The organism is Psychrobacter immobilis, from assembly GCF_904846175.1.
Classification (GTDB): domain Bacteria; phylum Pseudomonadota; class Gammaproteobacteria; order Pseudomonadales; family Moraxellaceae; genus Psychrobacter; species Psychrobacter immobilis_E.
This window is the reverse complement of the sequence record NZ_CAJGZM010000004.1, coordinates 213,379-227,212: the sequence shown is the minus strand read 5'-3', so window position 1 is coordinate 227,212 and position 13,834 is coordinate 213,379. Positions and strand designations below refer to the sequence as shown.

The following is a 13,834-nucleotide window of genomic DNA, read 5'->3' as shown; positions in this document are numbered from 1 at the left end:
TTAAAACACCAAGTGCAACGCTATTTCTGATCAATTAAAAAAGCCAATCTTTACTGATTGGCTTTTTTGTATTTTAGTCTTCTATCTTTAGTGTTTTATAGGTAACCACTAGCCAACTTTGCTAGCAAATATCTCTTATCGCTATTTTTTTAGATTCGTTAAAATAGCGACTTCACGAATATAACTGGCCAAATCTGCTTTTGATTCTGCCATCAGCTCCTCATCGTTGGTATGCTTAGCGTACTCAATCCAGAGCAATAGCTGATACATACTATGCTGCTCTGAGGCTTTATATTGTTTGACGAACTGCTTAAGCGTACCTTCGTCGTTGATATTTAAGCGCTCAGACCAGCTCTCTATTTTAGAAACTTGCTCTTTAGGAAAATATGCATCAAATAACGCTTTTATCAGTTCATGGCGATTTTCTTCAATCATAAGCTTGCCAACACGTTTGGTCTGGCGATTGCGAGCATTAGCGCTGGTGATATCGGCAAGCGCCATTAATTCCGCCATAAAATAATCGCTAGCGGGTAAGGCTTTAAGTTGTTTTTTCGATAAGCTGGCAAGCGGTATCGACAACTGTTGCAGGCGCTCATGAGCTTTTTTGAGCTCTGTGCGCGAGACGCGCATATCTTGTTCTGACCAGTCAATCATAAAAGCTTTCCATGTTTCGAGATAATAAATAATAGATAGTAAATCATAAATTTAATAGCATTTTTGCCATTTATACGTTGTAGCTTATGAATTTTAGCTACAAAGAAAGCATTACCAACGATGCTTTTCGCGGTGCTTAGCAGTAACGGTTAAACCTTTCGGCAAGCTGGCTGTCAGTTTATCTTGTAGATGCTTGGTGATAAATACCGAGCGATGTTTACCGCCGGTACAGCCAATAGCGACCGTGACCGTATGGCGATTGTTATGTAAAAAATCAGGTAACCAACGATTGAGAAATTTTGCAATATCTTCGGTCATCTCAGATACTTCTGGATAATCAGCAAAAAAATCAGCAACCTCAGCGTCAAGACCGGTTGCGGCTCGTAACGTTGGATTCCAATGTGGATTTGGCAAAATACGCACATCAAAGACAAAATCTGCATCGATTGGGCTGCCGTATTTAAAGCCAAAAGATAACAGATTGATCACTATTTGATTGTCGACCCCAACATAATCACGCAAGCGCTCTTTTAACTGATGAATATTCAGCATAGTGGTATCAATTTTGACATCCGCTTGCTTAAATATCGGCTGCAAAAGCTGAATTTCTCTTTCGATCGCCGCTGGTAAATTATAAGCGGTATTTTCTACGCCTTTGGTATCTTGCACCATAAGCGGATGAATGCGGCGAGTAGCATTAAAGCGCGCCACCAAGGTTTCTTCTTGCGCCGTCACATATACCACGGTGACCGCGTCTTCGCCATATCTCTGCTTTAACGCTTCATGTGTTTCATAGAAATTGGACAAGTCCGCGCGCGGGGTGCGAATATCAACGCCCAAGGCGATGCGTTTAATACCACTATCACAGACCAGTTTTTGCGCCGCGTCAGGAACCAATGACAAGGGCAGATTATCGATAGAATAATAACCCAAATCTTCTAGGATATTGAGGACTGAGGTTTTACCCGAACCTGAGCGCCCTGACACCACCAAGATACTTAACCTATCTTTATTTTCTGCGTTAGCAATTATAGGCTTTATTAAATTGTCATTTGACTTAGCTTTCTCATTAAGAGGCTGTGCTTTATCATTACTTGCTTTAGCTTGTTTGTCGTCCTTACTTGCACTCATGATCCGTCATCCTAATAATTGCGTCTGGCGAATTACTCTGTCATTACGGCAGCTTTACCGTCACTAACTGATTGTCTAATAAACGTGCACGGCCCAACCAAGCAGCCACTAAAATCACCAAATCCTGCTGATCTGCATTGAAAGTTGCAGACGATTCATCTGTCTTTAAAGAATCGAGCTGAGCCGTTTTAACTTCTAAATAATCAATCTTAAAGCCCGCCTCAGTGATGAGTGCCCGTGTCTCTATTAATAAAGGCTCAAGCCCTTGTTCGAGATGCTGAGCATCGGTCAACTGCGCCGCTAAGCTTAGCAATTCTTTATGTAGCATCGGAGCAATGCGACGCTCAGCTTCAGTTAGATATTGATTGCGCGAAGACAATGCCAAGCCATCAGCAGCGCGTACGATAGGCGCACCTATAATTTCAATCGGATAGCTTAAATCACGCACGATTTGCTTGATAATAGCTAATTGCTGATAGTCTTTTTTACCGAATACGGCAACTTCAGGTTGGACGATATTAAAGAGCTTAGAAACAACGATGCCGACACCATCAAAGTGATTGGGGCGCGATTGACCACATAGCTGGGTGGTGATTTCTCCCGCTCGCACAGACGTTGATGGCGGTAATACTGGATACATCTCATCAATGCTTGGGGCAAATACATAGTCGGCATTAACAGTAGCAAGCTTAGCGACATCTGCATCTAAAGTGCGTGGATAACTATCAAAATCTTCACCGACGCCAAATTGGGTAGGATTGACAAAGATACTCACTACCACAATATCAGCATACTGCTTGGCAAGCTTTACCAGTTCAAGATGACCATCATGCAGATTGCCCATCGTTGGCACTAATGCAATACGCTGCTTGCTATCTTGCTGACCACGATAAGGACTTAAGGCAGCACGAAGGGTTGAGATATGATGATGAATACTTGGCATGGTAAATACTCTTATCCTAATAGCTTTTTCTACTGATAATCATCAAAGTATTAAATATCAAATTAAATACGACTAGCTAAATTGGTGCTGCTCAGTTGGAAAACTACCATCGCGTACCGCTTGCTGATACAGGGCAAATGCGCCTTCAATACTACGCTCACTATTACGCTCGTCGGTCAAAAAGTCATGGACAAAGCGCGGTACACGACCGTGTACCATACCCAGCATGTCATGCATGACTAAGACTTGACCATCAGTATCAGCACCAGCACCAATACCAATGACCGGCACGGCAACCGCTTCGGTCACAGCTTTAGCAAGCTCAGCAGGTACGCATTCCAATACCAAAAGTGCCGCACCAGCAGCAACGACCGCTTTGGCATCAGCAAGCAGCTTATGAGCCGCCTCGTCACCACGTCCTTGGATTTTATAACCGCCAAACACATTGACTGATTGCGGTGTCAGCCCTAAATGTACACAAGTGGGCGTGCCTGCTTGCGCCAAAGTCGTGACTAGCTCGCAAAGCTCACTGCCACCTTCAATTTTAACCACATGCGCGCCAGCCTGCATCAGTTTGCGGCTATTAGCTACGGCTTCTGGCAGCGTCACATAACTCATAAACGGCAAATCAGCTAAAATAAGCGCGTGCTTATTACTACGGGCAATATTGGCAGTATGGTAAGCCATGTCATCGACAGTAACAGGTAAGGTTGAATCATGACCTTGCACCACCATGCCCAAACTATCGCCAATCAAAATCGTATCAATTTGGGCTTTGTCCATCATGCGCGCAAACATCGCGTCATAACAGGTCAGACAGGTAAATTTGGTGCCGTCTTTTTTAAACTTATTTAAAGTCGATAACGTCGTCATATAACCCTCAATAATTTTAGCCATCAATGATTGGTACTACTGCTAAATGCCAATTTTCTGCTACTTTTTAATCAACAATGCATCAATCATTTGATAGTAACTTTAACCCTGTCCAATCGTGACTCAGCGGATAATCCGTGATTGGTTTACCTGCAATAATCAACTCTGGAGCTAACTCTCGCAGCGGTATCAAAACAAAATTGCGTTCAGGTAATCCAGCATGCGGTACCGTTAATTGCGTCTCTGATATTTGCACGTCACCATATAATAAAATATCGACATCAAGGCTACGTTCACCCCAACGTCGAACTCTTTCACGTTTAGCTTGTAGCTCTAACGCTTGGCAAAAATTAAGCAGCTCAAATGAAGTCAAGGTAGTCTCAAAACCTGCGACCGCATTGATGAAATCTGGTTGGTCTTGGGGTCCCATCGGCGCTGATGCATAGCAGGAAGACACACGTACTACACGTATCTGCTCCTGTTCTTGCATAGTGGCAACGGCTTGCTGCAGATGCTCCACAGGCGAACCCAACTCATTTGTCAGATTGCTGCCTAAGCCTACATAGCAGGTAACCCAAGTCGCGTCATCATTGCTATTGTCAGCCCTAGCATCAAAGGGCGTGTTCATAGTTATCACTTTATTCTATTGTCCGCTCATACGTTATTAACACTTGGCTGACGACGGCGACGCTTCGATGGTACAGGGCCTTTTTGCTCATTCATTTTACTAGCAGCTGTTTGATGTTTAGCTGACTGACTTTGATCAGGCTGTTTCTTAGTATCTTTACTAGTTTTAGTAGGTTTTACTTCTGAAGTTTTAGTTGCTTGTTTAGCCTTACTTTCAACGTTGTTACTTTTAACTTTACTGGTAGCTTCAGTCGCTAGCTTCGGCGCTTTTTTTGCATATCTCACCGCTTTTTGCGCTTGGTTATCGACTGCTTTAGCTTCTACGCTATTGCTATTGGCTGAGATATTTATAAGGTCATTACTACTGTTATTGTCTATCACAGTAGGCTGACTGCGGCGACGTTTGTGCGGTATCGGCTCGTTGTTAATACTAACGAGCGCCGGCGTTTTGGCTACTGTACGCGTAGCATGCTCTGTCGTCTGCGCTTTAGAAGAACCTGAGTCAGTACTAACATTGGCATCACTTTGCTTTGGTTTAGCATGGTGCTTTGCTGCTTGATTGCCAGACTGCTCTTTAGGCGCGGCGTTGTTATTTTCTGCTTTCTGAGTCACTGTATTGTCAGTCACGGCGTTTTTTTCTACAAACGCTTGGCTAGACGGCTTAGATTTAGAGGGCGACTTAGATGACGATTGAGACGGCGACTTCGCATCACTTGGCAATTGCTTGCGTAATGGCGGAACAACATTCTCATGCTCTATGACAAATAACGGTGCAGGCTTGGCATCGTGGCGTCTATTTGCCGCTTGATGACCAGTATGCGCAAGTGATAACTGCTGCAATTGCGCAAGCTCATTATTATCTTGTGTTGCTTGCTGCTTATCATAGCCCTGATTATGACCATCATTACTGACACTGTTATTAGCTTGCTGAGCAGACTGACTGGCAGCACGGCGGCGACGTGATGGCACGTTTGAGGCATCATTGACCGCTTGCTTGGTATGACCATTGCCGTTTACTTTATCTTGCTGATCATTTTCTATGTGAGTCACCTTGCCATTATCATTCGAGGTTTGCTGTTTTTGACGATTACGCCCACGACCACGCTGCGCTTGCTTATAAGCGCCGCGACGAATATTTTCATCAAAATCGTCAATCGCTTGATCCTGCTGCTGTTCGGTCAAGGTTTGGTAGTTATGCCACCACTCGCCCATACCATTGGTCGATTCTGATAGAGGATGTTCGGCATCGCCACACTGCTCGCGCAATAATAAGAAGTCAAAACCAGCGCGGAAACGTGGGTGCTCAGACAGCTGGACAATTTGTTTGCTGCGCGGCGCGGCTAGTTTTGGCTGCAATATCCAGATATCACGGATAAACTGTTCCGCAAATTTTGGAATAGCGGTCTTAATACGCTGACGGTCAATGACTTTGCTCGCTGCATGCATCTGCGCATCCGCAAAAGGCATATTGCGTTTTTTGGCTTTTTCTAATTGATGTAGGTAATTTTCCCACAGCAACGCCGCATAAAAGAAGGCAGGATTGATGCTTTTGCCAGCGCCGATACGTTTGTCGGTATTAATAGCCACTTGCTTCACTAAAGCACTTGGTTCAGCAGGCGGGTAAATGACTAAACTATCAATCGCGCCCGACTCAAACAATAGCGGCAATAGCGGTACCAAATAACCACCGGTAAACATCTTTTGCGTTTCATCATATAGACGATGCGGAGAGATTTGCTCAAGTAATGACCAGTTGCCATCATGGAACTGTGCGGCTAGTTCGCTATCAAAGTCAAAGCCAAGCTTGGCTTTGAAACGTAAGGCACGCAGCAATCTGACCGGATCTTCTTCGATACGAGTCGGCGCATTGCCTAACAGACGGATAATTTTATTATCGATATCTTCAAGCGCACCGCAAAAATCATGCACCACGCCTTTAAGGGGTTGATAATAAAGGGCATTGATAGAAAAGTCGCGACGGGCGAAGTCTTGTTTGATATCGCCCCAGACATTGTCGCGCAGAATCATACCATCTTGATTGGTATTAGAATCGTTAAGTGGTGGTCCACGAAAAGTAGCTACTTCAATCAGCTCGCGCCCAGAGTAGACATGCGCCAATTGAAAGCGGCGACCGATAATACGGCAGCGCTTGCCAAAGACGTCTTTAATCTCATGGGGCTTGGCATCAGTGACCGCGTCGAAGTCTTTTGGACGCAGGCCTAGCAAAGTGTCGCGCACGCCACCACCGACGATATAGGCATCAAACCCAGCTCGGGTTAGGGTTGCAATCACTTCGGTAATGGAATTTGGTAATTCAGATTTATTCAGTTCTAACTGCTTGGCGGCACGCTCGGCCATGCATCTACTCCTCGCCTTTATTCTTAACCACCCTGACGAACACAGCGTCTATCAGGCGGATGTACCTGCTAGTTTAACAAATTTTGACCACGGTGGGTGTGTTATGACATTTACTTACATGCTATTTTGTCAATATTGGGGTTAATTAATACAAAATATCGTGATTAATACCGTGATTAATCCTGCACGCTTAAACGCCTGCGATTCTTCTCAATGGTTTTTGCGCCGATGCCCTTTACCTTGGTTAACTCATCAACCGTCTTAAAGCCACCAAACATCTCACGATATAAAATAATCGCCTGCGCTTTATTGCTGCCAATACCGTCTAATGACACAAGCTCGGCTTCTGTCGCTCGATTGATATTAATGCTGCGCTGATCATGTGCTTGGGTTTGCACTGTTTCTTGCGTCAGTAAGTAATCATAAGCACTTTGGGCATTATCAAAACAAGGAGCGGCATTAGCATGACTAAGCGTTAGGACAATCATCACTAAGCAACCAGCTAGGCAGCAGTAAACGCTTGCTACAAATCTCATTAGCGGTGTCTTATTAGTCGCGTTCATGTTGTTTCGCCGCTTCCCACAGTGCGTCCATCTCATTAATGTCACTGTCTTCTAAACGCTTACCAACAGCGGCTAACTGTTCTTCAATATAGCCAAAACGCGATTTAAATTTATGCACACAAGTTAAGGTTGCGGTTTCTGCATCGAGGTTTAATTTACGCGCGACATTAACCAGCGCAAACATGCAATCGCCAAGCTCTTTTTCAATCTCTCTGATATTAGCTTTGATTTCAACTTGGGGTTTATCTATCAGCTCACTTTTTAGCTCGGCAATTTCCTCATCGAGTTTATCAAATGCGCCGCTCACGCCTTCCCAATCAAAACCCAATTTTGACGCCTGTTTTTGCACATCTTGCGCTTGCATAAGCGCGCTGCCTGCTTTGGTATTGTCCAAACGGCGCTGTGGTTTACCTCGTGCGGCGCGTTCTTGTTGCTCCTCCGCTTTAATCTCATCCCAGCGTATCTTTACCGCCGCATCATCTTTGAGGGTTTCAGCTTCAAACACATGTGGATGACGGCGAATGAGCTTTTCTTGTAAAGTGGTAATCACGTCGCTCATATCAAAGCGCCCTTGCTCAGCATACATCTGACAATGAAATACCACTTGCAGCAGCACATCACCAAGCTCACCTTTGATGTCTTCGTCATCATCACTTTGTACCGCTTCGCCTAGCTCATAAGCTTCTTCAATCGCATAAGGAATGAGACTATAATTGCTTTGTTTTTTATCCCACGGACAATCAGCACGCAACCGTGCCATTAAGGCCAATAAGTCCGCCAACTCGCCATTTGCAACTGGTGTTCCTTGTACCGGTGTTGGCACTTTAACGTTACTTTCTAAGTTATTCATATTTTCTAGGCTACTCATAAAAAACACTCTTATACTTTTATTGGTTATTAGATAGAACCCTATTAAGTTTATAACGATTTTGTCGTTAGTGTAGCATTGAACGCTTATTGACTTATAATCCCGATATGACTAAATCATTTTTCACTGCTCACGCGTAAGGAATTTTATCATTATGTCCACTTCTGCGACTACTGGCTATCAATCAGCCACTGACTTTAATCCTATTATTATCAATTCATTTAAAGCTTATGATATCCGCGGTGAGCTTGGTGTCAATCTCGACGAAGCTATCGCATACCGTATCGGCCGTGCCTTTGCGCAAATTTTATTCGAGCGTTATAACGTAGCTGATACCACCGCTGAACTAAAAAACTTAAAGCCTGCTATCGTCATCGGTAGCGATATTCGTCATACAAGTGAGCAGCTAAAACAAGCGACCATCAAAGGCATGCTAGATGCCGGCGTCGATGTAATTGATTTGGGCATGACAGGTACGGAAGAGGTTTATTTTGCTACCAGCTACCATCAAGCATTGGGCGGTATCGAAGTCACGGCAAGCCATAATCCTATTAATTATAACGGCTTAAAACTGGTCAAAGAACACTCGAAACCAATTAGCGCCGATGATGGTTTAGCAGAGATTCAAGCATTGGCAGAATCAGGGCAGTTCATCACTGATAATACGTTAGGCAACCTACAATTACTGACGGATAAAAGCGCCTATATCAATCATGTGATGACTTTTATCGATATTGATAAATTAAAGCCGCTGAAGCTGGTTATTAATTCAGGAAATGGCAGCGCCGGTCCCGTGGTTGATTTATTAATCGATAAGTTAACACAAGCTGGCGCACCGATTGAAGTGATTAAATTGCATCATACGCCTGATGGCAGCTTTCCTAATGGCATTCCCAATCCTATGATTGAAGCCAATAGAACCGCTACTCAGCAAGCCGTATTAGAACATAAAGCCGACCTTGGCATTGCCTTTGATGGCGATTTCGATCGCTGTTTCTTATTTGATGAATACGGTGAATTTATTGATGGTAGCTACATCGTTGGCATGCTGGCACAAGCGTTTTTAAACAAGTATGCAGGCGAGTCGATTGTTTATGATCCACGGGTGATTTATAACACCGAAGCCGTCATTTATGAGCATAACGGTAAGGCGGTCATCAGCAAGTCTGGGCATTCCTTTATCAAGCAGGTCATGCGTGATTCTGGCGCGGTTTATGGTGGCGAAATGTCAGCACATCATTATTTCCGCGATTTTTTCTACTGCGATAGCGGTATGATTCCTTGGCTGCTAACCATTGAATTATTATCGATTACTGGCAAGACGTTATCAGCATTGGTCAGCGGTTATATTGCAGCCTATCCAAGCTCAGGTGAGCTGAATTTTCATCTGACCACTCATGAGGCGCCGACGATTATCAAAGCGATTGAAGCCAAGTTTAGCATCGAAAATCCAACTAAATCGATGCTTGATGGTTTGAGTTTGAACTTTGGCGAATGGCGTTTTAACTTACGTGCCTCAAATACAGAACCACTGATCAGATTAAATATTGAAAGCCGCGGGGATAAGGATTTACTACAAACTAAAACCCAAGAGATTCAGCAATGGCTTGCCAGCCAAGGCGCTGTAACTGCTTAAATAGCTTTGATTTGTGAATACAGTATGAATCTATAAAAAAAAGCGCCAGTTAATTTTTATATGAATCGGCGCTTTTATTTAGCTTTAAACTAATAACTGTTTGTCTACTGAGCTTATTTTACACCTGATAGAAAGCCTTATTTAGCGCGACCAATCCCCATATAGTCGCCGACCAAACCATCTATCTGCGTTCGTGACAAGGCATTTTGCGCATCGAATACGGGCATCGCTTCCTCATTAAGCTTAGCAATATCTAACCTGTTTTCTGGTAGCCAGCTGATAATAAAAATGGCCTGCGCCTCATTAAGCTGTTGATAAGGATTGTCAATTAATTCAAGCAATGGCTGCTGCTTATAAAGTGCGGCAAGCTCGGTTTGCGCTTTATTGCTATAGACTAGCGTGCGAATATTATAAGACCATAATAGTGCTAATAAAGGGTGAATAGCCGACTCTGCCGTCCGTCCCGAGCCTGCTTTATAACTACCGCCCCAAATCATAACGGTTTTATTATCGATAAAACCATCAAAATATTGCCAAAACTTACGGAATATCAGCTCTTTTTGATCTTCATTAATATGGATAACCGATTGCAATAGTGGCATGGCCAAACTTTGCGCTTGACTTGATTGCTGCAGCTGAAGCAATTCAGTCGGTAACGTATTACCGCCAAAGCCCCAGCCTGCCTGCAAGTAGCTACTGCCCACACGCTCATCGAGTCCCATTATATGGCTGACCTGCTGGATATCTACCTGTTGGCTGTCGGCTAAGCGCGACATCTCATTCATAAAGCTGACCCGCGTTGCGAGCATCGCCATGATACTACTACGCGCAAACTCTATGGTGGCAATATCGGCATGATGCGTCGCACGTGCATGCTGCATTAATGGTTGAAGCATATTTAGATGGTGGCTGCTGTTTGGCGTTTTTTCACCAAGCAACCATAACGACGGGTTTAACATCGAGCTATAAGCATCACCGTCTTTTAAAAATACGAACGGTAAATAATATACCCAAGCGCGCTGCAAACGCTTGGATAATGAGGCAACCGACCCTAACTGTTTAATACCACTCATGACGAGCGGTAATGCTTGCTCATGACTATGATTAAAGGCGGTAATCCAGCTGTCCTCTAGCCATACTGAGCTAATACTGTCTAAAAATAACCAATATAGCGCTACTGATTTTTTCTCATCATTATCACTCGCCACTTCATAACGCTGTATTAACTCATCAGCACTCTTTGGCAGCGCATAGCTAATAATCTGTTGCTGCTGGTCATACATTTGCCAAAGCGCTTGCAGGTGATGCTCAAAGCCATACTGTTGTAACTGCTGCGCCAATAATTCCTTATTCGCATAGAGATGAACCTGCTGACCGAGACTTGCCAGCACCACGGCACTGGTAATGGCATCGATACTATGACCGACAAGAACGCAGACGCTAGCATTTATGGCAGCACTACTAAATGGCTTGGGTGCAGGTTCATGCTTATATTTATCTATGGCATCAGCGCTCATGAATTTACCTTTCATTATTGGGGAATTAGCAGCATTAATAAATTAACAGCAGGCACTCTTAAGAGAGCCGCTTAATATGCTGTAACAGCTGATTGGTAGAGCTGTCGAACTGCTCACCGCCCTCTTGCTGCATGGCGGTATGCACTGACTCTGCCATCTGCTTACCCATCTCGACGCCCCATTGGTCAAACGGATTGATATCCCAAATGCTGGCCATCACATAAACCTTATGCTCATAAAGCGCGATTAATGCCCCCAAACTATGCGGGGTCAGCTCGTCAATTAGTAAAGTCGTTGACGGCTGATTGCCACGGTAATATTTATATTTATCAGCGTCAGAAGCGATTTGACCATCAGCATCCGCAATCGCCGCATTGCCAAAAGCTAAGACCCGACTTTGTGCTAGACAATTGGCTAAAGACAGTTCATGTTGCTGCTGTAATGACGCATTGGTGGCTTTATCACTATAACGCCGCACACAGGCGATAAAATCACAAGAAACTTGCTGCGTCCCTTGATGCAAGAGCTGATAAAAAGCATGCTGAGCATTTGAGCCAATCTCACCCCACAAAATCGGACAAGTATCGTAGTCTAATCGCTCGCCATGCAGCGTCACCGACTTACCATTACTTTCCATCTCAAGCTGGGTCAAGTAGCTGGGTAAATACTCTAAACGCCCATCATAAGGTAATACCGTATGAGCATTTACTTGTAAAAAGGTACTGTTCCAAACGGCAAGTAGACCTAATAATACTGGTAAATTTTCTACAAAACCCGCTTGCGCGAAGTGCTCATCCATACTATGAGCGCCGGCCAATAACGCTTTAAAGCCATCGATACCGATACGAATGGCAATAGCCAATCCAATCGCTGACCATAAAGAAAAACGGCCGCCAACCCATTCCCAAAGCTGCAATTGATGCTCAGGATGAATACCCCACGCGCTCATTTTCTCATTGTTGGCTGAGATACCGATGAAATGACGACGTAATACACTGTCCTCTGTACCCGCACGCAGTTTTGCAGTTGCAAGCAACCATGAAAGTGCTGTTTTGGCATTGGATAGCGTATCAACGGTACCAAAAGACTTAGACGAGATAATAAATAAAGTAGTTTCAGGATTTAAGTGTTTAAGTAAATTATCAAGTTGCGTGCCGTCCATATTGGAGACAAAATGCACTTCAATAGCAGTATCTGCCCATTCATCAAGTGCAGTGGTCGCCATCAGTGGACCTAGATCAGAACCACCGACGCCGATATTAACCACATCGGTAATCGCCTTGCCGGAAAATCCACGCCATGTACCACTGCGTACTCGCTCGGACAATCTGGCAACTCGCGCCAAGCTCTGGTGCACATCAGTAACAACATCTTGCGTACCAACTTGTAGTTTCGCGGTAGCTGGTAAACGCAGAGCCGTATGCAACGCTGCACGCTCCTCACTGGTATTCACCATCGCGCCTTGCAGCAAAGATTTAATACGGTCTGATAACTCGCAACTTTCCGCCAAATTTAATAAATTTTCTAGCACAGCATCATTAATACACTGCTTGCTATAATCCATATATAGCGCGCCAACCTGCGTGCTAAAACGGCTCGTACGCTCAGTATCTTGGGTAAATAGTTTATCAAGCGACCACGGATGAGCTGCTAACTGTTGTAACTGCTGCCAGTACTTAGAGCTGCGCGCGATGCTATAACGGTTATTATCTTTTATATCGTTCATGCACTACTCTTCATCTGCTAATTGCTGCTGCGCGAAATAAATAAACGCCTGCATATAAGAGCGCATATCTCCGGCATCATAACTGGCACCGCGCATGGTCGTCACATTGACACCATATTGACTAATCAAGGCATCAATAGCGTCGGTCAGCTGAATCTCACCGCCAACTGATGCTTTGGTATTTGCTAAATAATCAAAAATATGGTTACTAAACACATAACGCCCTACCACTGCCAATCTAGAAGGTGCATCGGCTAAGTTGGGCTTTTCTACAAATCCCGCGACTTCAAAGCTGGTATTTGCATCTGCTTTATTATCTATATCATGATGCACACTGTTATCAGATTCGCTTAATTGAGCGATACCGTATTTATGCACCTCTTCATCGGCGACTTTATCCACCAATATCTGCGAATGCTTGTCTTTCGCAAAGGCATCAATCATAAATGCTAAATTATCAGTAGTCATATCTGTAGTAAACGGATCAAGTACCACATCTGGAAGCAATACGGCAAAATCATTCATGCCTATGATTGGACGCGCAGCAAGCACTGCATGCCCCAAACCTAATGGTTTACCTTGGCGTATCATCGAGATCGTCACATCATCTGGTAACCAATTTAAGCTATCGGCTAGCTCATCTTTACCTTTAGCACGCAATTGGTTATCCAGCTCAGCATTGATATCGAAGTAATTTTCAATGGCGTTTTTTTGTGCATGACCGACCAACACAATATGCTCGATACCAGCAGCAATCGCTTCTTCAACGACATAATGAATCGCAGGACGATTGCCAAGTGGCAATAACTCTTTCGGCACCGATTTCGATAATGGCAGCATACGTGTGCCAAAGCCTGCAACAGGAATAACAGCATGGGTGATTTTTTTCATAATTTTTAAACTGTATTAAAAGGTGTGAGATAAAAGCTAGCTTTAAA

Annotated in this window: 12 protein-coding genes; 1 reads left to right on the top strand and 11 read right to left on the bottom strand. The window is 44.1% G+C overall.

Going from position 1 to position 13,834, the window contains the following annotated elements; translation table 11 throughout:
- Positions 1 to 141: 141 nt before the first annotated feature.
- The 8 genes from yjgA to mazG all read right to left on the bottom strand — a co-directional run bounded on the left by yjgA (position 142) and on the right by mazG (position 8,017).
- On the bottom strand, positions 142 to 654 hold the full coding sequence (yjgA, locus tag JMW39_RS07490; RefSeq protein ID WP_201545263.1) for a ribosome biogenesis factor YjgA: 513 nt from the start codon (positions 652 to 654) through the stop codon (positions 142 to 144).
- 111 nt (positions 655 to 765) lie between these two features.
- Positions 766 to 1,785, bottom strand: a complete 1,020-nt coding sequence (rapZ, locus tag JMW39_RS07485; protein ID WP_227679449.1) for an RNase adapter RapZ — start codon at positions 1,783 to 1,785, stop codon at positions 766 to 768.
- A gap of 43 nt (positions 1,786 to 1,828) precedes the next feature.
- A complete protein-coding gene (gene panC, locus JMW39_RS07480) occupies positions 1,829 to 2,728 on the bottom strand; it encodes a pantoate--beta-alanine ligase (protein WP_201545261.1) in 900 nt (299 codons plus the stop codon).
- A gap of 72 nt (positions 2,729 to 2,800) precedes the next feature.
- Positions 2,801 to 3,601: a 3-methyl-2-oxobutanoate hydroxymethyltransferase gene (panB, locus tag JMW39_RS07475; RefSeq protein WP_201545740.1), complete on the bottom strand. Its 801-nt coding sequence runs from the start codon at positions 3,599 to 3,601 to the stop codon at positions 2,801 to 2,803.
- Positions 3,602 to 3,683: 82 nt separating this feature from the next.
- Positions 3,684 to 4,229: a 2-amino-4-hydroxy-6-hydroxymethyldihydropteridine diphosphokinase gene (gene folK / locus JMW39_RS07470; protein ID WP_201545260.1), complete on the bottom strand. Its 546-nt coding sequence runs from the start codon at positions 4,227 to 4,229 to the stop codon at positions 3,684 to 3,686.
- A 26-nt stretch (positions 4,230 to 4,255) separates the two neighbouring features.
- Positions 4,256 to 6,586: a polynucleotide adenylyltransferase PcnB gene (pcnB, locus tag JMW39_RS07465; protein WP_201545259.1), complete on the bottom strand. Its 2,331-nt coding sequence runs from the start codon at positions 6,584 to 6,586 to the stop codon at positions 4,256 to 4,258.
- Positions 6,587 to 6,762: 176 nt separating this feature from the next.
- A complete protein-coding gene (locus JMW39_RS07460) occupies positions 6,763 to 7,149 on the bottom strand; it encodes a ComEA family DNA-binding protein (RefSeq protein WP_201545252.1) in 387 nt (128 codons plus the stop codon).
- A complete protein-coding gene (gene mazG, locus JMW39_RS07455) occupies positions 7,136 to 8,017 on the bottom strand; it encodes a nucleoside triphosphate pyrophosphohydrolase (protein ID WP_413786222.1) in 882 nt (293 codons plus the stop codon). The genes JMW39_RS07460 and mazG overlap by 14 nt, the downstream gene beginning before the upstream one ends.
- A 154-nt stretch (positions 8,018 to 8,171) precedes the next feature.
- On the opposite strand from mazG, the gene JMW39_RS07450 reads away from it, so the two are divergent.
- Positions 8,172 to 9,653, top strand: a complete 1,482-nt coding sequence (locus JMW39_RS07450) for a phosphomannomutase CpsG (protein WP_227679448.1) — start codon at positions 8,172 to 8,174, stop codon at positions 9,651 to 9,653.
- 137 nt (positions 9,654 to 9,790) lie between these two features.
- Here the strand turns inward: JMW39_RS07450 and JMW39_RS07445 are convergent, their stop codons facing one another.
- Genes JMW39_RS07445 through JMW39_RS07435 form a run of 3 tightly spaced genes read right to left on the bottom strand, consistent with a single transcriptional unit; the run spans position 9,791 to position 13,787 of the window.
- Positions 9,791 to 11,170, bottom strand: coding sequence for a UDP-glucose/GDP-mannose dehydrogenase family protein (locus tag JMW39_RS07445; RefSeq protein ID WP_201545250.1), 1,380 nt, complete (start codon positions 11,168 to 11,170; stop codon positions 9,791 to 9,793).
- 58 nt (positions 11,171 to 11,228) lie between these two features.
- Positions 11,229 to 12,896, bottom strand: a complete 1,668-nt coding sequence (pgi, locus tag JMW39_RS07440; RefSeq protein ID WP_201545248.1) for a glucose-6-phosphate isomerase — start codon at positions 12,894 to 12,896, stop codon at positions 11,229 to 11,231.
- A 3-nt stretch (positions 12,897 to 12,899) separates the two neighbouring features.
- Positions 12,900 to 13,787 carry a UTP--glucose-1-phosphate uridylyltransferase gene (locus tag JMW39_RS07435; protein WP_201545247.1) on the bottom strand — a complete coding sequence of 296 codons (888 nt, stop codon included), beginning with the start codon at positions 13,785 to 13,787 and terminating at the stop codon, positions 12,900 to 12,902.
- Between the last annotated feature and the right edge of the window lie 47 nt (positions 13,788 to 13,834).